14 protein-coding genes and 6 pseudogenes are annotated in these 17,787 nt (G+C 70.4%); 10 read left to right on the top strand and 10 right to left on the bottom strand.

Annotated features, from left to right (window positions below; all coding sequences use genetic code 11):
* Positions 1–34: 34 nt before the first annotated feature.
* Positions 35–745 carry an SGNH/GDSL hydrolase family protein gene (locus IEY91_RS10615; protein ID WP_189173757.1) on the top strand — a complete coding sequence of 237 codons (711 nt, stop codon included), beginning with the start codon at positions 35–37 and terminating at the stop codon, positions 743–745.
* 8 nt (positions 746–753) lie between these two features.
* Here IEY91_RS10615 and IEY91_RS10620 read toward each other — a convergent pair whose 3' ends face one another.
* On the bottom strand, positions 754–1,221 hold the full coding sequence (locus IEY91_RS10620; RefSeq protein ID WP_164326934.1) for a hypothetical protein: 468 nt from the start codon (positions 1,219–1,221) through the stop codon (positions 754–756).
* 171 nt (positions 1,222–1,392) lie between these two features.
* Between IEY91_RS10620 and IEY91_RS10625 the strand changes: the two genes are divergently transcribed.
* The gene (locus tag IEY91_RS10625; protein ID WP_189173758.1) at positions 1,393–2,640 is read left to right on the top strand and encodes an amidohydrolase; all 1,248 of its coding nucleotides are present in this window, start codon (positions 1,393–1,395) and stop codon (positions 2,638–2,640) included.
* A 65-nt stretch (positions 2,641–2,705) separates the two neighbouring features.
* Here the strand turns inward: IEY91_RS10625 and IEY91_RS10630 are convergent, their stop codons facing one another.
* Positions 2,706–3,986 carry an FAD-dependent oxidoreductase gene (locus IEY91_RS10630; RefSeq protein WP_189173759.1) on the bottom strand — a complete coding sequence of 427 codons (1,281 nt, stop codon included), beginning with the start codon at positions 3,984–3,986 and terminating at the stop codon, positions 2,706–2,708.
* Positions 3,987–4,172: 186 nt separating this feature from the next.
* On the opposite strand from IEY91_RS10630, the gene IEY91_RS10635 reads away from it, so the two are divergent.
* From IEY91_RS10635 to IEY91_RS10645, 3 genes are all read left to right on the top strand, one after another.
* Positions 4,173–5,291, top strand: a complete 1,119-nt coding sequence (locus tag IEY91_RS10635; protein WP_189173760.1) for an NAD(P)H-dependent flavin oxidoreductase — start codon at positions 4,173–4,175, stop codon at positions 5,289–5,291.
* 9 nt (positions 5,292–5,300) lie between these two features.
* On the top strand, positions 5,301–6,854 hold the full coding sequence (locus IEY91_RS10640; protein ID WP_189173761.1) for an acyl-CoA synthetase: 1,554 nt from the start codon (positions 5,301–5,303) through the stop codon (positions 6,852–6,854).
* Positions 6,855–6,991: 137 nt separating this feature from the next.
* Entirely contained in the window at positions 6,992–7,315 is a 324-nt protein-coding gene (locus IEY91_RS10645) for a DUF4326 domain-containing protein (RefSeq protein WP_189173883.1), read from the top strand.
* Positions 7,316–7,364: 49 nt separating this feature from the next.
* Here IEY91_RS10645 and IEY91_RS10650 read toward each other — a convergent pair.
* Both IEY91_RS10650 and IEY91_RS10655 read right to left on the bottom strand, forming a co-directional pair.
* A pseudogene (locus IEY91_RS10650) lies at positions 7,365–8,279 on the bottom strand (penicillin acylase family protein); the annotation flags it as partial.
* 17 nt (positions 8,280–8,296) lie between these two features.
* A pseudogene (locus tag IEY91_RS10655) lies at positions 8,297–8,398 on the bottom strand (transposase); the annotation flags it as partial.
* On the opposite strand from IEY91_RS10655, the pseudogene IEY91_RS10660 reads away from it, so the two are divergent.
* A pseudogene (locus tag IEY91_RS10660) lies at positions 8,396–8,722 on the top strand (IS701 family transposase); the annotation flags it as partial. The pseudogenes IEY91_RS10655 and IEY91_RS10660 overlap by 3 nt on opposite strands.
* 25 nt (positions 8,723–8,747) lie before the next feature.
* Here IEY91_RS10660 and IEY91_RS42620 read toward each other — a convergent pair.
* Positions 8,748–9,266, bottom strand: a complete 519-nt coding sequence (locus IEY91_RS42620) for a Jag N-terminal domain-containing protein (protein ID WP_373287915.1) — start codon at positions 9,264–9,266, stop codon at positions 8,748–8,750.
* A gap of 149 nt (positions 9,267–9,415) precedes the next feature.
* Here IEY91_RS42620 and IEY91_RS10670 point away from each other — a divergent pair, with 149 nt between their 5' ends.
* Together IEY91_RS10670 and IEY91_RS42555 are read left to right on the top strand one after the other, a co-directional pair.
* Complete coding sequence (locus IEY91_RS10670) at positions 9,416–9,646, top strand: hypothetical protein (protein ID WP_164326942.1); 231 nt, start codon at positions 9,416–9,418, stop codon at positions 9,644–9,646.
* 56 nt (positions 9,647–9,702) lie between these two features.
* Positions 9,703–10,330, top strand: a pseudogene (locus IEY91_RS42555) (hypothetical protein); the annotation flags it as partial.
* Here the strand turns inward: IEY91_RS42555 and IEY91_RS10680 are convergent.
* Positions 10,312–10,757 (bottom strand): annotated as a pseudogene (locus IEY91_RS10680) (IS701 family transposase); the annotation flags it as partial. The pseudogenes IEY91_RS42555 and IEY91_RS10680 sit on opposite strands and share 19 nt — an antisense overlap.
* 386 nt (positions 10,758–11,143) lie before the next feature.
* On the opposite strand from IEY91_RS10680, the gene IEY91_RS10685 reads away from it, so the two are divergent.
* Positions 11,144–11,998, top strand: coding sequence for a hypothetical protein (locus tag IEY91_RS10685; RefSeq protein WP_189173765.1), 855 nt, complete (start codon positions 11,144–11,146; stop codon positions 11,996–11,998).
* Positions 11,999–12,000: 2 nt separating this feature from the next.
* A complete protein-coding gene (locus IEY91_RS10690; protein WP_164326944.1) occupies positions 12,001–12,561 on the top strand; it encodes a hypothetical protein in 561 nt (186 codons plus the stop codon).
* Between the two features lie 633 nt (positions 12,562–13,194).
* On the opposite strand, the gene IEY91_RS10695 is transcribed toward IEY91_RS10690, so the two are convergent.
* From IEY91_RS10695 to IEY91_RS10710, 4 genes and pseudogenes are all read right to left on the bottom strand, one after another.
* Positions 13,195–15,441 carry an FUSC family protein gene (locus IEY91_RS10695; protein WP_189173766.1) on the bottom strand — a complete coding sequence of 749 codons (2,247 nt, stop codon included), beginning with the start codon at positions 15,439–15,441 and terminating at the stop codon, positions 13,195–13,197.
* Between the two features lie 39 nt (positions 15,442–15,480).
* On the bottom strand, positions 15,481–16,110 hold the full coding sequence (locus tag IEY91_RS10700) for a cysteine hydrolase family protein (RefSeq protein WP_189173767.1): 630 nt from the start codon (positions 16,108–16,110) through the stop codon (positions 15,481–15,483).
* 459 nt (positions 16,111–16,569) lie between these two features.
* Positions 16,570–16,758: pseudogene (locus IEY91_RS10705) on the bottom strand (DUF4863 family protein); the annotation flags it as partial.
* A gap of 37 nt (positions 16,759–16,795) precedes the next feature.
* A complete protein-coding gene (locus tag IEY91_RS10710; protein ID WP_164326947.1) occupies positions 16,796–17,653 on the bottom strand; it encodes a helix-turn-helix transcriptional regulator in 858 nt (285 codons plus the stop codon).
* Positions 17,654–17,787 lie beyond the last annotated feature (134 nt).

A 17,787-nucleotide genomic window follows, 5' to 3' on the forward strand; every position in this document is an offset into this window, starting at 1 on the left:
TCCTTAAATGTACGAACGGTCGTATGTTTAGTTCATGACGTCGATCACGCACCCTGCCGCCCGGCCCGCACCCGCGCCCTCGCCCCGGCTCACCGAGGAGACCGACCCCCACTGCCTCCCGCCCGCCCGCGCCGCCGAGCTCCTGTCCGGCGCACCGTGGCGCCGCTTCGCCGCGATCGGCGACAGCCTCTCGGCCGGGGTCGGCGATCCGAGCCCGGGGTACACCTCGCTGGGCTGGGCCGACCGGCTCGCGGACGTGCTGCGCCGCGTACAGCCCGGCCTCGCGTACCTCAACACCGGTGAGGTCGGCGCCACCACCGACCGGGTGCTCGCCACCCAGCTCGACCGGATGGCCGAGTTCGGCCCGGACCTGGTCCATGTGCCGTGCGGGGCCAACGACTTGTTCCGGCGGGAGCCCGATTTCGCCGCTGCGGAACGGTCGCTGCGCCGCCTCTACGAAGCCGCGGCGGGCACGGGCGCGCGGCTGACGATGTTCACGCTCGGCCGGGCGTTCGTGGTGCCCGGTTTCCCCGACTGGGAGGACCGGGTGCGGACGCTCAACGCCGTCGTCCGCCGACTGGCACGGGACCATGACGCGGTGCTCGTCGACGTGTGGGACCACCCGGTCAACGCCCGCCCGGACCTGCTGAGCGCGGACGGCATCCACTTCTCCGCGTCGGGCCAGGCCGTGCTGGCGGCGGAGGTGGTGAAGGGGCTTGCGGGGGTGCTCGGCGGGCGGGACTGAGCGTCTGACTACGGCTGCACGACGTGCACCGGCACCTGTGGCGCGAACGTGGCCACGGCCGCCTGGAGTCGTACGGGGTCCAGCTTCCAGAGGTTGACCGGGCGGCTGGCGAGGAACAGTTCGTGTTCGACGTGCGGGGCGAGCTTCGCCGTCCGCTCGGGGCTCAGGCCGCTGTTCATGCCTGCCAGGAGCGGGGCGCCGGGACGGCGCCGGACGCCGACGTAGTCGATGGGCTCCCCGGCCGTCTGCTGCCGCCACAGGACGAGCGAGGTGATGTCCGCCCACGACACGAAGGCCGACTGTGCCGCGTGGCGCGCCGGAGCCCCGCCGAGGAGTACGCCCTCGGCGTCGACGCGGAAGGCGACCAGACGCTTCCAGCCGCCGCCCGTCACGAGCTGCACGGGGGTGCGGGTGAAGTGTTCCTCGTAAGCGCCGGAGCGGGGGTGGGCGTTGCCGGTTCGGGGATCGTCAGCCATGCACCGAGGCTATGCGGGGCCGTCGTGAGGGCCCGGGGCGCCCCTGCGGTGAGGAGCTTCCATGGGAACGGGTGTGTGGCCCGAAGGCGGTGGGCAGCACTTGTGGGGTGCGTGCCCCGGACCGTCCGGGCCGCCGCATGTCGCCTGTACCGCGTGCCGAAGGAGCCTCCCATGGGCGTCAGCCAGCCCCAGCCAGCAGCCGCCGCCCTCGCCGGGCTCGACGCCGCCCTCGGCGAACTCACCGATCTCTACCAGGACCTGCACGCCCACCCCGAGCTGTCCTTCGAGGAGCACCGCACCGCCGCCGAGATCGTCCGCCGGGCCGAGGCGTACGGATACGACGTCACGCCCGGCGTCGGCCGTACGGGCGTCGTCGCCGTCCTCGACAACGGCGTAGGCCCCACCGTCCTGCTGCGCGCCGACTTCGACGCGCTGCCCCTCGTCGAGCGCACCGGGCTGCCCTACGCCTCCCGCACCGAGGGCGTCATGCACGCCTGCGGCCACGACATGCACGTCACCTGTCTCCTCGGCGCGCTGAAGCTGCTCGCCGACGCGCGGGACGGCTGGCGCGGGCGGATCGTCGCCGCGTTCCAGCCCGCCGAGGAGATCGGCGAGGGCGCGCGGTCCATGGTCGACGACGGTTTCTTCGAGCGGTTCGGTACGCCCGACGTGGTGCTCGGCCAGCATGTCGCGCCGCTGCCCACCGGCATGGTCGCCTGCCACGCGGGAGCGGCGTTCGCGGCCACCGACTCGCTGAAGATCGTGATGTACGGCAAGGGCGCGCACGGCTCGCGGCCGGAGACGTCCGTCGACCCCGTGGTGATGGCCGCCGCGACGGTGATGAGGCTGCAGACCGTCGTCTCGCGTGAGGTGCCGGCGGGGGAGACGGCCGTGCTCACCGTGGGCTCGCTGCGGGCGGGCACGGTGGACAACATCATCCCGGACGAGGCCGAGCTGCGGCTCAGCGTCCGTTCGTACAAGGAGGACGTGCGGGCCAGGATGCTCGCCGCGGTCGAGCGGATCGTGCGCGGCGAGGCGCGGGTGGCGGGCGCCGAGCGCGAGCCCGAGTTCACGGCGCTCGACGCGTTCCCGGTGCTCGTCAACGACGACACGGCGGTGGCCCGCACCATGGCCGCGATCGGCGCCGTCCTCGGCGACGGCAAGGTGACCGACCCGGGGCCGATCACCGGCAGCGAGGACGTCGGCATTTTCGGTACGGCGGCCAAGGCCCCGCTCTGCTACTGGCTGTTCGGGGGCTGCGACCCCGCGACGTACGCCGCCGCGGCGGCCGCCGGAACGCTGGACCGCGACATCCCCTCCAACCACTCGCCCCGCTTCGCGCCCGTCGCCGAACCGGCCATCACCACCGGTGTCACGGCGCTGACGGCGGCGGCGCTGGAGTGGCTGGGCCGGGCCTGAGCCACGTCGCCGCGCCTAGGCCACACCCGAGGGGGCTGGGCCGCGCCTGAGCCACCTCGCCGCGCCTAAGCCACATCAGCCGACCCCCGCCGCGCGAACCGTGGCGCGTGCTCCGGCCGCACCCCCACCCCGCCCACGTACCCCGCCACCCTCCGCAGCACCGGCACCTTCCGCAGCAGCCGGAACGGCGCCGGCAGCCGTCCCGGCCGCAGCTCGCCCGCCAGCGCGGGCCGCAACAGCCCCTCGTGCTCGGCCAGTTGGGACCGCTGCGTCACCGCCGCGAGGAACTCCCGCCGCCGCTGCACCCGCCGCAGCTCGGCCGCACCGACGCGCCCGCGCCGCAGCGGGACGGCGAGAAGGCGGGCCGCCGCGCAGGCGTCCTGCACGGCGAGGTTGACGCCGACACCGCCCACCGGCGACATGGTGTGCGCCGCGTCGCCGATGCACAGCAGCCCGTCGCGGTACCAGCGCGGCAGGCGGCCCATGGTGACCTCGAGGAGCTTTACGTCGTCCCAGGACTCGATCGCGCGCAGCGCCTCGCGGTCCCAGTCGAGGAGCTCGCCGAGCCGCTCGCGGAACCACGCGATGCCGTGGGCCCGCAGCCGCGCGTCCGCGCCCTTCGGGATGAGGTAGGAGGTCTGGTAGTAGTCGCCGCGGTCCATGGTGGCGGCGACCTGGCCGTCGCGGACGCTCAGGAAGACGCGGCCGCGCTTGTGGTGGTCGTCCGGCGCGGGCACGCGGACCTGCCAGACGTCCATCGGCACCGCGAAGGACCTGGGCTTCAACCCGGCCGCCGTGCGCACCACGGAGTCCCGGCCGTCGCAGGCGACGGTCAGGTCGGCGGCCAGTTCGCCGGGCGCGCCGTTCTCATCGGTGTACGTCACGCCGGTGACTCGCCCCGCCGCGTCCGTACGCAGCCCCGTCACCGCCGTCCGCATCCGCAGCGTGAACGACGGCTCCTCAGCCGCGGCGGTCGCGAGCAGGTCGAGGAAGTCCCACTGCGGGACCATCGCGATGTACTTGTGGCGGCCCGGGACGCGGCGGAGGTCGGCCGCCACGAACGTCGTGCCTTCGATGTGCATCCGCATCTCCGTCAGCCGGTGCGCGGGCAGCCGGGCGAACCGCTCGCCCAGGCCGAGTTCGTCGAGGAGGCGCAGCGTGGACGGGTGCACGGTGTCGCCGCGGAAGTCGCGCAGGAAGTCCCCGTGCTTCTCCAGGACGGTGACGTCGATTCCGGCCCTGGCGAGGAGGAGTCCGAGCATCATGCCCGCGGGGCCGCCGCCGACCACGCAGCATGTCGTACGTTCCCCGGCCGCCCGGCCCGTGCTGTGTGTTGCCTCCGCCATGACTGCCACGTCCCCTCTTCCGCGGGGCTCCTCCCCGGGGTCGGGCCACTCTAACCGATCGGTCAGCTACCTGACCGCTCGGTCAGACATTCGTGCGCCGGCCCGCGAGAGCCGACACATGTAAAGAATCTGACGGTTCATCAGAAAGCTCTTCCGTCGTCCGGCCCGCTGCGGCATCCTGCGCCCATGCAGACGGAGCTGAGCAAGCAACTCGGAGTCGAGCACGCCGTCTTCGGCTTCACGCCGTTCCCCGCCGTGGCCGCCGCCATCAGCAGGGCGGGCGGGTTCGGTGTGCTCGGCGCGGTCCGCTACACCGCGCCCGACGACCTCGCGCGCGACCTCGACTGGATGCAGGAGCACGTGGACGGCCGCCCCTACGGCCTGGACGTCGTGATGCCCGCGAAGAAGGCCGAGGCCCCGGGGAACCGGACCCTGACCGAGGCCGACGTGGAGGCGATGATCCCGGCGGCGCACCGGCGGTTCGTCGAGGACACGCTCACCAAGCACGGCGTGCCCTCTCTCGCCGAGGGCGAGGCGTCCGGCTGGCGCATCACCGGCTGGATGGAGCAGGTGGCGCGCGGGCAGCTCGACGTCGCCTTCGACTACCCCATCAAGTTGCTTGCCAACGCGCTCGGTTCACCGCCCGCCGACGTTGTTGCCCGCGCCCACGACAAGGGCGTGCTCGTCGCGGCCCTCGCGGGCAGCGCCCGGCACGCGCGCAAGCACGCGGACGCCGGCATCGACATCGTCGTGGCGCAGGGGTACGAGGCGGGCGGTCACACCGGTGAGATCGCGTCCATGGTGCTCACGCCCGAAGTCACGGACGCCGTCGCGCCGTTGCCGGTCCTCGCCGCGGGCGGCATCGGCAGCGGGGAGCAGGTCGCGGCGGCGCTCGCGCTCGGCGCGCAGGGTGTGTGGCTCGGCTCGGTGTGGCTCACGGTGACGGAGGCCGACCTCCATTCGCGGGCGCTGACACGGAAGTTGCTCGCGGCGGGCTCCGGCGACACGGTCCGCTCGCGCGCGCTGACGGGCAAGCCCGCGCGACAGCTGCGTACGGAGTGGACGGACGCGTGGGACGACCCGCAGGGGCCGGGAACGCTGCCGATGCCGCTGCAGGGGCTGCTCGTCGCCGAGGCCGTGTCGCGGATCCAGAAGTACGAGGTGGAGCCGCTGCTCGGTACGCCCGTCGGGCAGATCGTGGGCCGGATGAACAGTGAGCGCAGCGTGCAGGGCGTTTTCGACGACTTGACGCGCGGCTTCGAATCGGCCGTCACCCGGCTCAACCGCATCGCAGGACGAGGCTGAGGAGGCCCCATGAGCACCCCGCCCAACGGATTCTGGGCTCAGGCCGGGGCCGACCCCGGCCGCACCGTTCTCGTCGCGCCCGGCGGCGAGGAGTGGACGGCGGGGCGGCTGCACGCCGCCGTCAACCAGCTCGTGCACGGGCTGCGCGGCGCGGGCCTTGAGCGCGGCGACGCGTTCGCCGTCGTGCTGCCCAATGGCGTGGAGTTCCTGACCGCGTACCTCGCGGCTTCGCAGGCCGGGTTCTACCTCGTCCCGGTCAACCACCATCTCGTGGGACCCGAGATCGCCTGGATCGTCGCCGACTCGGGCGCGAAGGTGCTCGTCGCGCACGAGCGGTTCGGGGACGCGGCGACAGCGGCGGCCGACGAGGCGAAGCTCCCGCCGACGCACCGGTACGTCGTGGGCGGCGACGTACCGGGATTCCGTCCGTACGCCCAACTCCTCGACGGACAGCCCGAGTCGGTGCCCGCCGACCGCACCCTCGGGTGGGTCATGAACTACACGTCCGGCACCACGGGCCGCCCCCGGGGCATCCGCCGCCCGCTGCCCGGCAAGCCACCCGAGGAGTCCTACCTGGGCGGATTCCTGGGCATCTTCGGCATCAAACCGTTCGGCGACAACACCCACCTAGTCTGCTCACCGCTCTACCACACCGCCGTGCTCCAATTCGCGGGCGCCGCCCTGCACATCGGCCACCCCCTCGTCCTCATGGACAAGTGGACGCCCGAGGAGATGCTGCGCCTGATCGACACGTACAAGTGCACGCACACCCACATGGTTCCCACCCAGTTCCACCGTCTGCTCGCGCTGCCGGAGTCGACCCGGGCCGCGTACGACGTGTCGTCGATGCGGCACGCCATCCATGGGGCGGCGCCCTGCCCGGACCATGTGAAGCGGGCGATGATCGAGTGGTGGGGGGAGTGCGTCGAGGAGTACTACGCGGCCAGCGAGGGCGGGGGCGCGTTCGCGACGGCGCGGGACTGGCTGAAGAAGCCCGGTACGGTCGGCAGGGCCTGGCCGATCAGTGAGCTCGCCGTCTTCGACGACGACGGCAACCGGCTGCCGCCCGGTGAACTCGGCACCGTCTACATGAAGATGAGCACCGGCGGCTTCTCGTACCACAAGGACGAGACGAAGACGCGGAAGAACCGCATCGGCGACTTCTTCACCGTCGGGGACCTCGGCTGCCTCGACGAGGACGGCTATCTCTTCCTGCGCGACCGCAAGATCGACATGATCATCTCGGGCGGCGTGAACATCTACCCGGCCGAGATCGAGTCCGCCCTCCTCGCCCACCCCGCGGTCGCCGACGCCGCCGTCTTCGGCATCCCGCACGACGACTGGGGCGAGGAGGTCAAGGCCGTCGTCGAGGCCGCCGACGGCCACCCCGCGGACGAGGCGCTCGCCGCGGACATCCTGCGCCACTGCGAGCACCACCTCGCGGGCTACAAGCGCCCCAAGAGCGTGGACTTCGTCGCGTCGATGCCCCGCGACCCCAACGGCAAGCTGTACAAACGACGGCTTCGGGAGCCGTACTGGGAGGGCCGGGAGCGGGCGATGTGAGGGCGCCGATCGCTGCCGACCGCTGCCGGTCGGGCCAAGCACCGACGCCTCGTACGGCGAATCCCCACAAGAAGTGACACGATGAAGAGGGGCCTGCACCACCACAGAAGCCCCACATGACGAAGGCAAGCAAGACCATGAGCCGTACGGCGGTCGTCAACCTCAAAGGCCACCGGGACGACCCCGACTACGCGGACGTCGTCTACGTGGGCCGGCCGATGAACAGAGGCGGCTGGCACCTGAAGGGCTCCCCCCTGGCCAGCCCCTTCCGCCCCGGCCCCGACGGCACACGCGAAGAGGTAGTGACCCAATACCGCGCCCACCTCCTGTCCCGCCCGGACCTCCTGGCCCTCCTCCCGCCCCTGAAGGGCCACCGCCTCGGCTGCTGGTGCGTGCCGGAGCCGTGCCATGCAGAGGTGATCGCTGAACTCGCCGACGGCGGAGAGGGCGCGCATTCTTAGGCGCTTTGCCCGGCTGTCACCGAGGCGACAGCCGGGCTTCGGAACCGCCTCAGTCCTGCCGCACCTTCACCACCCTCAAGCCAGGCGCGCTGCGGATGTCCTTCTCGCAGAAGCGTGATGTCACCCAGCGCTTATTGGCGTACAGGCGTGTCTGGTCGCTGTAGTGGGGGGAGTTGGGGTTGGAGGACTGGGAGTAGGTCAGGAGGGTGCGGGCCTTGGGGCAGGGGGTTTTGTCCCAGCCGACTGCCTGGATGTGGCTGGAGCCTTGGCTCACCTCTGTGTAGCCGCCCGCTGGGGCGTTCCACTGGGGGTCGATCTTGTTCCAGACGCCCAGGGACTCCGTGCCGCCGTGGATGGGCAGGTGCTTGCCGTTGCGTACGACGAACTGGTGGTCGCCGAGGCGTGCGTCGAGGGGGATGCCTGCTGTGGTGAGGTCCGTGACGGCGTCGGCGAGTGCCGTGGTGAAGCCTGGGGTGACGGTGTTGAGGGTGTGGGGCGTGCGTACCGGGTCGGTGGGGGTGAACGGCACCTTCCAGAGTTGGGCGTTCGGGACCTTGGAGATCAGCGCGCGCCAGAAGCGGTCGTAGAGGAGTGCGCCCCTGCTGTCGGTGTTCATCGTGCGGTCCCAGGACTTGATCACCTCGCAGGCTTTGCGTACGTCGACCACCCTGCCGTCGGTCGACTTCGCCGCACCCTGCGGCAGCGCGGCGCACGCGCGGGCCACGTCGGCCGCCGCGAGGTCACCGGCCGGGACGCGGTTCGCGAACTGCTGGCGCTGGAGGTCCTTGACGGTCAGCCCGCCGCGCGCGGCCATCGCGGACACGTCCTCGATGGCGCCGCGGGTCCGCAGCGAGCGCTGCGTGCCGATCGTGCCGAAGACGCGCTCGTAGTCGGTCAGGGGCTGGTCGGGGTTGCTGAGCCAGGCGCTGTCGTTGGAGTTTTCCGGTGAACGACGCAGGTTTGGAGGACGGTCTTGGGTCAGACCTCGCCGACCGCGTCGGGCAGGCCCTTCAGCCCGTCGCATACCAGCATGAGGACGTCCTCGACGCCGCGGTTCTCCAGCTCGGTCAGGACGCGGAGCCAGGGCAGTGGATGCGCAGGCAGACCGGACACGGCACCAAGGGCACCCGCGAGTACGACTGGGCCTGGCGCTGGTCACTGTTCTCCCTGATCGCCGCCGCCGTCCTGGCCCTCATGGCCACCGCCGTCCACGACGCCGACGAGGCCGATCCCGCGCTCGTCCCGCTGAGCTGCCCCGAGCTCATCCGGCTCCTGCGAGCCCTCGTGCTGCCGCCACCCGCCCGCGACCGCGATCACGTCCTGCACTGGACCACCTGGCGGCGCCGTCATCAAGCCGTCGCGACCGCCTGCCACCAGCAACGACACCACCGTCACGACCAACCGTGATCAAGAACTACAGCTGCCGTGTCAGTCAGGCGGCATTCGCGGTGAACTTCCCCTCCGCCGAAATGCTGAGGAACCTCGGACATGAGGATCTGCTCGACCTCCTGGTACGCGCTGTGGTGGGAAAGCGGGGTGTTGTGCAGAGCGAACCGGAGATCCCTGACCCGTTTTCCTGGAGGATCTTGCGGAAGAAGGAGTGCCGGGCCTTGCGGAGGACCTCGATGCTCACCTGGTCGCTCGTCAGCCCCAGGCGGGCGAAGCCGGCCTGTACGGCTTGTTCGATTGTGGGGCCCTCCGGCTCGATGGGGGGCCGTGGCACCGGCCGCGTGGAGCCGAATCCGGTCGGCGGCCGGAGTTGAGGACCCCGAGGTGACGGGCGGCCAGCCGTCGGCACCGGCGGCGGGCGGAAGTCGCGGAACGGGTCAGTGACGTCGGATTCGGTGTGTTCCCACGCCCGCCCGGTTACCAGGTCCGTGCTCTGTACGGAGCGGACGTCTGCCGTGCTCAAGTCCGCCCACCTGTCGATGCGTTGTCGGATCAGTTCCACCAGGGTACGGATCTGGCCGATGTCGGGAGCCGTGGCTTCGAGTACCGGGTCGGCTTCGCGTTGCCGGAGGAAGGTGCAGCCGCTCAGGGTGAGCAGGGAGTGAGCGCGTGTTCCCGGCCCCGAAGGGCCCCTCCGAGCGCTCGTAGATAGTGACCGCCACGGCAGAAGGCTCCGATCCGCAGCAGGACGTCACCTACCGAGCGCCGGTCGGCTCCGTCGACCTCAAGGCGTTCGACGACGACGGCAACTCGTACGAGATCCATGCGTGCCACGGCTGTCTGCCGTGGCACGCAGAGGTCGTGATGGTTGCCGACGAAGTCCTCGTGAGGGAGTGGCATGCCATCGGATGCCCGCAGTTCCAGAAGCTCATCCGGGGCTGAGACGGGAATTCATCACTCAGTGCCAGGGCCCGTCCCCGATGGGTGATGATGTTGCAGTGAGTCTGGACCTGAGCAACTACGAACTCCTGTGGCCCGCATCGCTGTTCATGTCCGAGGGCGAGCGCGTCCTCCGGTCCACGGGCTCCTGGCAGGACCGAGCGACCTGGCTCATCACCGAGGCCCTGGCCGGCACCACCGCGGTCGCGGACTTCGAGGAGCTGCCAGACCGCGATGCGCCTACAGACGACCCCTGGTCGTCCACCACTCCCAGCTGGGGCAGCCGGGCCGGGACGGGCAAACGGGAGTGGTTCACCGGACTGGTCAACCGGGCGGGCGAGCTCCGTCATGCGGCAGCCCCCCCGGCCCTACTGGCCGCAGCGCCGCGGCAACGGGCTGTCGCATGACGGCAGCACTCCACGGGACACACGGCGTGACTTCGCACGGCTCATCGGCGAGTTCGCCGACAACGGCTACCTGGTTGAGGTCTTCGGTGAGGAATGCGTCGACGACCACAGCGAGCTCCCGGACGCCTCCGAGGTGATCGACCGGCGTCTCGGCATCCCTCATCTGTGGCCCCTGACACCGGAGACGTGGGACGAAGACATCTTCTACGGCCTGATCGAGGTGTTCCACGACCTGGTCAGCCGCCCCCGCACGCGGCGCTTCCACTCCTGCAGCGGCTGCAGCGGGCAGGACGCCGTGGCGGTGACGGCGTGCACGCTCACCGCGACCTGGCAGTTGGCCCGCTTGCCCAGGGCCCGCAGTACTGCGGGGCCACCCCGACCGACAGCCGGCCGTCCTTGGGAAACGACACATCGTCGACCACCCACGCCTCGGGGCTGATCCGCGCCGTCATCCGCTCGGCGATCCGCCGCCGCACCGGCGCCGGGTTCCAGGTGGACTGGTTCACGAACTGCTGCAGGTTCTGCTCGTTGCCGTCCGGCAGCCGAGAGGCCATCGCCTGGATCGACTTACGGCGCCCGTCCAGCATCAGCCCCCGCAGATAGCACTCGCCCTTGGACCGCTGGTCCTTGCGCGGCACCGAGGCGAACACATCCGCCACGAACAACGCCAACTTCACCCGGATATGCATCACTTCGAGTGCATCCACACACTCCAGCATGCTCCCGAGCAGGCCACACGAGAAGACCTAACGGAGTCCTAGTAAATCCCTTCGCCCTGTAACCCGGACGGGTCCGACGCCGTTGTCGGTTCATCGGACGGTAGTCCACCGGGTAGACGAATCGGACGGGGCGGAGCATGGCACGCGCGGACGGCGATGAGACACGGGCAGAGCGGGCCACCCGGAACGACATTTCTGGCGAGGTGGCGGGACCGGCCATTCAGGCGGGGAGCATCGGCCATCTCCATGTGACGGTCACCGGCTCCTCCTCGCCAGCCGGTTCCGGGCCGGAGAAACCCGCCGAGGGCTCGGGGCGTCCGGCCGGGACTCGGCGGTGGCGCCGAGGGGGGAGTGCGCGCAAGGCGATCACGGGCATGGGCGGGGGGAAGCCGCGGCGGCTCGTCGTGTCGGCGATTGGGGTGGCGGTGTTGTCGGCGATCGGTGGGGCGTTGGCGTTCCAGCCGCAGATCCGTGGCCTGGTGTCCGGCACCGCGTCCGGTCCGGATTTTGCGGCGTCCGTGGAGGCGGTCCGGCTCGACGACGAGGGTTGGTGGGCGGCTACGAGCGGCGACTTCCGGCCCACCTCGGCGCAGTCCCGTTTCCTGGCCGAGCCGATGTCCACGACCTCGGAGAAGTACGACGACTTCCTGGGGTCCACAGGGGCGGTCAATGTCGGGGAACAGACACTGCGTCTGACCTTGACCGGTCGGCGTGACCAGCAGGTGAACGTCCTCGACGTACGTCCGGTCATCGTCCGCCGCGCGAGCCCGTTGGCCGGCACGCTCTTCGCCGTGGGGAGTCAGGCGGGATCGGCCACGTTTCAGGTCATCTACGACCTGGATCGGCCCAACCCGGTGGCGCGCAAGGCGGTGCGTGACACCGATTTCTCGGAGTCGAACCCCGACGCAGGCGCTGTGAGGCCCGGACCTCCGTTCTTCGCCGACACCACCATCACGCTCCGCCGTGACGAGCAGAACGTGCTGGTGCTCCGGGCCAGGACAGAGCGCTTCCATGTGGCGTTCCGGCTCAAGGTGACGTACATGCTGGGCGACCGCAGGAAGTACATGATCGTTGACGACCACGGTCGGCCCTTCCAGGTCTCCGGCGTCAGCCGCAGCCCGGACGGCGAGGAGCGCTACGGTCGGGTCTTCAGCATGCAGAGCGACTACTCGATGTGCCAGACCGTGGGCCCGGACGTCGACGCGGCGCGACAGTGTCAGGGGATCTGAGGGTGCGGCACGTTTCTCGTACCGGTCGGCTGATCGCCCTCTGTCTCGCCGCGGCGCTGCTGCCGGGCTGCGGAGCCGGGGAGAGCACACCACGGCCCGACCACGACAGCGAGCAGACGGCGCCGCCGCTCTGCCCCGGCGTCAACGTGTCCGGCCTCGGCGATCCCGACGGATCCGACCCGGTCGCGAAGTCCTATCGCGTCCTGGCCGAGCCGGTCTACAAGGCGGCGTGCGCCGGGGACTACCGCCGCCTCGCCCGACTGATCGACAGCGTCCCTGGCGGGGCACAACACTTCGCGACCAACACCTGCCAGGGCTGCGACGGAAGCGAGATCGTGGACATGTGGCGGAACGACTACGGCCTCGACCTAACCGAACTCGCGCGGCTCCTCGAAACGCCACCGCACGGGACACAGGGAGGCGTCCTGTACCTCAGGGGGAATCACCTCGCCGTCTTCGGCCGAGGCTGGAGCGGAGGCCCCGCATCCTGGAGCGGCTTCTACCCCGACTGCCGCGCCGACGAGCTCTGCGCAATGGACTCCAAGCTCGCCGACACCTCCTGATCGGGCACCCGGGAACGACAGGCTCGACCAGATCTAGCTAGGCGCCGGCCCCACACGCGGACCGGCGCCCAGGGGCGACGGGGCAAGCGGGCCGGAGACGCATCCCCGACAACGCGACTCCGGCCGCCGGCCCTGCCCCTGCGGGGCGTATCCGGCGCACAACGCCTGGGTGGGACACCACCGTGAGGCCGCCGTGGGAGGGGAACTACGGCGCCTCACATGACGCGGCCGCCGCCCGCATCTGGCCTCCGCAGGCGGCGGCCGCCACACTGCGTAGCCTTGGGGCAGGCTCACCTCTCCAGCAGATGCTCCCTGGATTCTGCGTAAATCCTTCACTGGCCCCACCGGAAGATCGGCAAGCCCTGCTCTCCTCGATACCGCAGGGGTGCCGGTCGCTTGAAGCCTGCGGCCGTGGACGCGGCGGCCCGGAGAGACGGAAGCCCTGTGCGAACGACGGAGCCTGTTTTCGGCGGGTTAGGGGATGACCGGCCGGGCAGACGCAGTGGAGATCGCGGCGGGGTGTCAGTGCCGCATGGTGCACTGGGCTGCTGGCATCAGTGTCATCAACTATCCGCGGAGGCAGCATGGTTGGAGGTCTTGCGTCGCGGGCCTGGTGACCTGCCGGTGCTTGCGTCACGAGTCATCGTGGACGGGCAGGTGAAGCGTCCGAGCCAGGCTCTGAATGCTCTCGTCCACACGTTGCAGGTGTCGCAGGACCCGTCGCGTCGCGTTGACGTCTTCGGGACGTGCCCCGCCCTCGCTTACTCCGAGCTGGGTGGGAATCCCGGGACCGCGTACGAGCGTGGTGTCGCCTTCGACCTGGACGGCTACCTGGCTGATCAGGGTCGCGAGGTTGCGGTCGATCCGGGAGGCCTCGTTCACGAGGCGCGGATCGGCGCCGATGTGGAGGCCGGACGGCACCCGTTCGGCGGTGGCAGCCAGGCTGCGGGTGTGGAAGGCCGCGGTTTCCAGCAGCCCCAGCACGCAGAGCGCGGTGCGCCGCCGGGACCGCAGAGGGCTGATCGGGGTGATCAGCGGCTGCACCGACAGACGCAGGCTGTCCAGGGCCGAATCCAGCGCGCGGGCCGGATCCAGCAGGTCCCCGCCGGACTCGCCGCCCAACTGGGCCAGCGATTGGGAGAGCACCGCGCGCAGTCGCTCCAGCGCGTCGCGCAGCAACTGGTCCGTGCGTTCCCGTGTGTGTACCGGCAGTACGAGCAGAGCGGCAGTCAGCCCGCACGCGATCCCCAGCGCGGTCTCCTCGATCCGCACCACCAGCACGCCCGGGGTGAGGGTGTGGAGCAGCGTGTACAGCATGCCGATCATCGTGGTGACGAAGAAGGACATCAGCGTGTAGGACACCGTGATCGTGTAGTACATCCCAAACACGCTGAGGCCCGCCAAGGTGAAGGCCAGCCAGGGGGTGTTGCCCATCAGGGCGGCGAGTGCGAGCCCGGCGACGACACCCGCCACCGTGCCGATCAGGCGCCGGTATCCCCTGACCAGGATCTCGCCGGTGGAGGCGGTGCTGATGAACACCACCCAGCAGGTGAAGACGGCCCAGTACCAGCGCTGCGGTGAGACCAGTTCACCGCCGACGACGGCGAGCGTCGATCCGATCGCGACCTGGAGCGCGGTCCTGGTAGTGGGGCGGATGCGGGGGCTCTGCTGCTTCGGAATGGAGTCCTTCGCCGGGCCGGATTCCTCCGCCTTGAGCTCCTGACGCGACCGTGCCGCCTGGGGGTTGTCCTGGACCGCGGGGGTTTCCCCGTCGACGGCCAGGTGCAGGCTGAACAGGGCGTGAGCGAAGTCCCCGGTCGTGCGGAAGACGTCCTGCATCGCCGGGGAGGCATCGGGCAGCTGCTCGTCACTGCGGTATCCGAGCAGCTGATGGCGGACCTCGGCGGGGTCGACGCCCGGCGGGTGCAGCGGACCCGGACCGATTGTCACACGCAGCGCACGCAGCTCCGCGATCAGCACGGGCAGTGCCGCCCTGTCGCGGGCCTCGATGGCAGACCCGGAGGGGCGGGCCTTCGTCAGGTGCGGGGTCAAGGTGTCGATGGCGGCGCCTGGCCGCAGGACCCGCAGCACGAGGATGGCCAGCCGCTCCGCGGCAGTCTCCGCCTCTGCCACGCGGCGCTGGATCGCGGTGGCGGTGCGCGCATCGGGTGTGCCGACTGCCAGCTGGTTCTGGATCATCAACGCGGCCGTGTGCAGGCGGGCCGTGGACCGGCGCAGGGCGTCGGCCGCCCGCTCGGCACGCGGGGCCTGCGGTCCGCACTCGGCCACCTCGACCAGTGCGTCGAGCACCACTACTAGCCGTAGCCCAAAGGCCCGCTGCAGCCGTGCGAGCGTCCGCCGCGGCGGTGAGCGCAGGACGGCGAACCGGACCAGCGCCGTGCTGGCGAAGGCCACCAGCACGGCCAGGCCCAGCTGCGGCAACTGCTCCACACGGGTCTCGACGAACTGGGTCACGAAGAAGAGCTGGAAGGCGAAGACGCCCAGCGTGGTAGCGCGCGGTCCCAGCCGCCGGATGTAGATGGCGGCGAAGATCAGCAGTACGAACACCACGTCCGCCGCCACCCGATACGGTGCCAGCGCGCTGCCGGTCGCCATGACCGCCAGGGTGACCGGTACCCCCAGCGCGAGGGTCAGCGCCTGGTCGTGCGGCCGGGGTTCGGTGACCGCGGCCGTGCTGACCATCGCCGTGAGGGCACCCGTCACCAGGATTGGCACCGGGGCATCCAGCGCAGCGAGGATGCCGAGCGTCAGCCCGACCGCGCAGACCGTGCTGAGCGCGGACCGCATCCGGGTCATGCCGGGATCGGAGGCCAGGAACCGGTCATAAATGTCGGCCCACCGCGTTCGTGCCTGCTGCATGCCCCAGCTACTTTCCTTACCAGATCGGTGGTGAATGGGCTATGCCGTCAGCTCGTCGAGCGAGCCCAGGAAGTCGTCAACGCCGGTCACGCTGTGGGAGACCATGGTCAGGCCGCGCATCATCGCCTGATACGTGACTAGGCCACCGGGGGCGGCTATCGCGTCGGTGAACGACGTGACGTGGTAGCCGCGCTCCATCGCGGTGCGGGCCGTCGACTCCACGGCCATGATCCCGGAGACCCCGGCGATCGCCAGGTACTCAACGCCGCGCTGCCGTAGCTGGAACTCGAGGTCGGTGTGCTGGAGAACGTCGAGGCCCTTGTGCGGCGCAAGGACCACGTCGCTCGGCTGGGGAGCCAGCTCCTCGTGGAACTCGGTGTGCCAGGTGCCGGCCTGGAACATCTGGTTGTCGAACATCTGCCGGTGGATCCCGGAGACATGCCGCCACGTCGAGTAGTCCTCATCGGTGAAGGCAGTCGTCGAGTAAAAGACGGGAACGTCCTTGTGCCGCCGCACCCCGGCGATGAGCTTCTTCAGGTTGCCGATTGTGCCGAGGCGTTCGTATTCCGGTGCGTAGGTGGAGTAGGCCTTGCCGTCCTTCGAGAAGTTCTCGTTGACGAGGTCAACGAGCAGCAATCCCACTCGGCCGTGTTCGTAGTCGCTTGCCATGGCTGTCCTCAAGCGTAGAAGTCGTCAGCGGCGGACCCCCGACTCCGGGGGTACCGTTACGAGTAATGACTGTAACGTAATTGGTGTCGGAGTGCGAGCTGGCCATGCCGCCGTCCCGCCACCCGCGCGCAGGCGCTGTCCAGAGGGCACATCCGCCCGTGGTCCTTCGATGCCAGCGCCGAACGGCGCAGCCGCGACCGCCCCCGGCCCGTCAGACGTGGCTGAGCGGAAAGCGCCGCTTGTGGAGCATGGCGAGCGGGGGCTGCTCCTACCGCCTTGCCCGCCGTATGGGCCATGCGATGGCAGTCCCGTTTCCAGGCAAGCCCTGCATACAGGCACCGACCCCCTGGGTCACGTGCATGGTGACGAACATGTCATCGATGTGCCGGGCCGGCTCTTGCCCGAACTCTGTGACCTCGGCGCACTGGCGGTGCAGCACCGGTGCGCCGACCAGGGATGCTACGTAACTGAACCTGGATCCCACGGACCGCAGGGGCCTTCCGCTGTGAACCCGGCAACGGTGGCGGTGCAGTGACCGCAGCCCGAGCAGCGGTGGGCGTGGTACTGGCCGCGGTAGCGTTCGACGCTGTCCATGCAGACGGCGGGGATGCTGAAGTAGTGCTTGTCCGCCGAGGGCTGGGCAATCTTGCTGCGTCGGCCCCGCGTCGGGCGCGACGGCGGCGTCTCAGTGGGTGTGGTCCAGTGAGGGGGCCTCGGGGTGGGCCAGGAGCTGGTCCATGCGCCGACGGCTGTCCTCGTCGACGGGGGTCCACACGGTGACGATGGTTTCGGCGATGGCGGGCAGTTCCATCCGCGTCAGGGACAGCGACAGCTCGCCGACCGCGGCGTGGTGGTAGGTCATGGTCTGGCTCGGGGGTGCCCCGACGTCGTGGGTGGCCCACAGGTGCGTGAATTCCGGGCTGGTGGTGGCGAGTGCGCGGATCAGGTCGGTCCATGCCGGGTCGTCGAGGTGGTGGGCGAAGTCGGCACGGAACGAGGCGACCATGTGGGGCAGGCCGACGTCGCGGTTGACGAACTGGCGGCAGCATTCGGGTGTGGTGAACATTTCCCACAAGACGTTGCGGGAGCTCTCGGGTGCGGTGAGCCGTGGCCACAGCGCGGCGGCTGCCGTGTTCCAGCCCAGCAGGTCCCAGCGGGTGTTGATGGCCGCGGCGGGGAAGCCGGTGATGGCGTCGAGGATCGCCTGCAGGGTGGGAGTGATCGTGTCGGCGGTGGTGGCCACCGCGGGGATCGGTACCTCGGCCAGGCGGTAGAGGTGGGCGCGTTCGGCGGCGTCCAGGCGCAGGGTGGTGGCGATGGCGTCGAGGATCTGCGGGCCGACGTTGATGGGGCGTCCCTGTTCGAGCCAGGTGTACCAGGTGATGGAGACTCCGGCCAGGTGGGCGACCTCCTCGCGGCGCAGTCCTGGTGTCCGGCGGCGCAGTCCTGGTGCTATGCCCGCCGCTGCGGGGGTGAGGCGGTCGCGGCGGCTGCGCAGGAACGCGGCGAGTTCGGTGCGGCGGGGGGAGAGGGCGGAGTTCACCCACCCATCATCAGCCACGCCCGATCCGGCTGCCAGGTGCTGCCGGCACCAGCGTTAGCGCTGTCTTGGTAACGGTGTCGCGGCGGCCGCAGGCTGGCTCTGCGCCACCCGATCCGACAAGTGCCTGGAGGCCT

Origin of the sequence: Streptomyces lasiicapitis (assembly GCF_014646335.1) — a bacterium.
In the GTDB taxonomy this organism is placed as follows: domain Bacteria; phylum Actinomycetota; class Actinomycetes; order Streptomycetales; family Streptomycetaceae; genus Streptomyces; species Streptomyces lasiicapitis.

Excerpts from the sequence above, each read along its gene's own strand:
- IEY91_RS10615 (WP_189173757.1), top strand. The coding sequence starts at position 35 with ATGACGTCGATCACGCACCCTGCCGCCCGGCCCGCACCCGCGCCCTCG.
- IEY91_RS10620 (WP_164326934.1), bottom strand. The coding sequence starts at position 1,221 with ATGGCTGACGATCCCCGAACCGGCAACGCCCACCCCCGCTCCGGCGCT.
- IEY91_RS10625 (WP_189173758.1), top strand. The coding sequence starts at position 1,393 with ATGGGCGTCAGCCAGCCCCAGCCAGCAGCCGCCGCCCTCGCCGGGCTC.
- IEY91_RS10630 (WP_189173759.1), bottom strand. The coding sequence starts at position 3,986 with ATGGCGGAGGCAACACACAGCACGGGCCGGGCGGCCGGGGAACGTACG.
- IEY91_RS10635 (WP_189173760.1), top strand. The coding sequence starts at position 4,173 with ATGCAGACGGAGCTGAGCAAGCAACTCGGAGTCGAGCACGCCGTCTTC.
- IEY91_RS10640 (WP_189173761.1), top strand. The coding sequence starts at position 5,301 with ATGAGCACCCCGCCCAACGGATTCTGGGCTCAGGCCGGGGCCGACCCC.
- IEY91_RS10645 (WP_189173883.1), top strand. The coding sequence starts at position 6,992 with ATGAGCCGTACGGCGGTCGTCAACCTCAAAGGCCACCGGGACGACCCC.
- IEY91_RS10685 (WP_189173765.1), top strand. The coding sequence starts at position 11,144 with ATGGGCGGGGGGAAGCCGCGGCGGCTCGTCGTGTCGGCGATTGGGGTG.
- IEY91_RS10695 (WP_189173766.1), bottom strand. The coding sequence starts at position 15,441 with ATGCAGCAGGCACGAACGCGGTGGGCCGACATTTATGACCGGTTCCTG.
- IEY91_RS10700 (WP_189173767.1), bottom strand. The coding sequence starts at position 16,110 with ATGGCAAGCGACTACGAACACGGCCGAGTGGGATTGCTGCTCGTTGAC.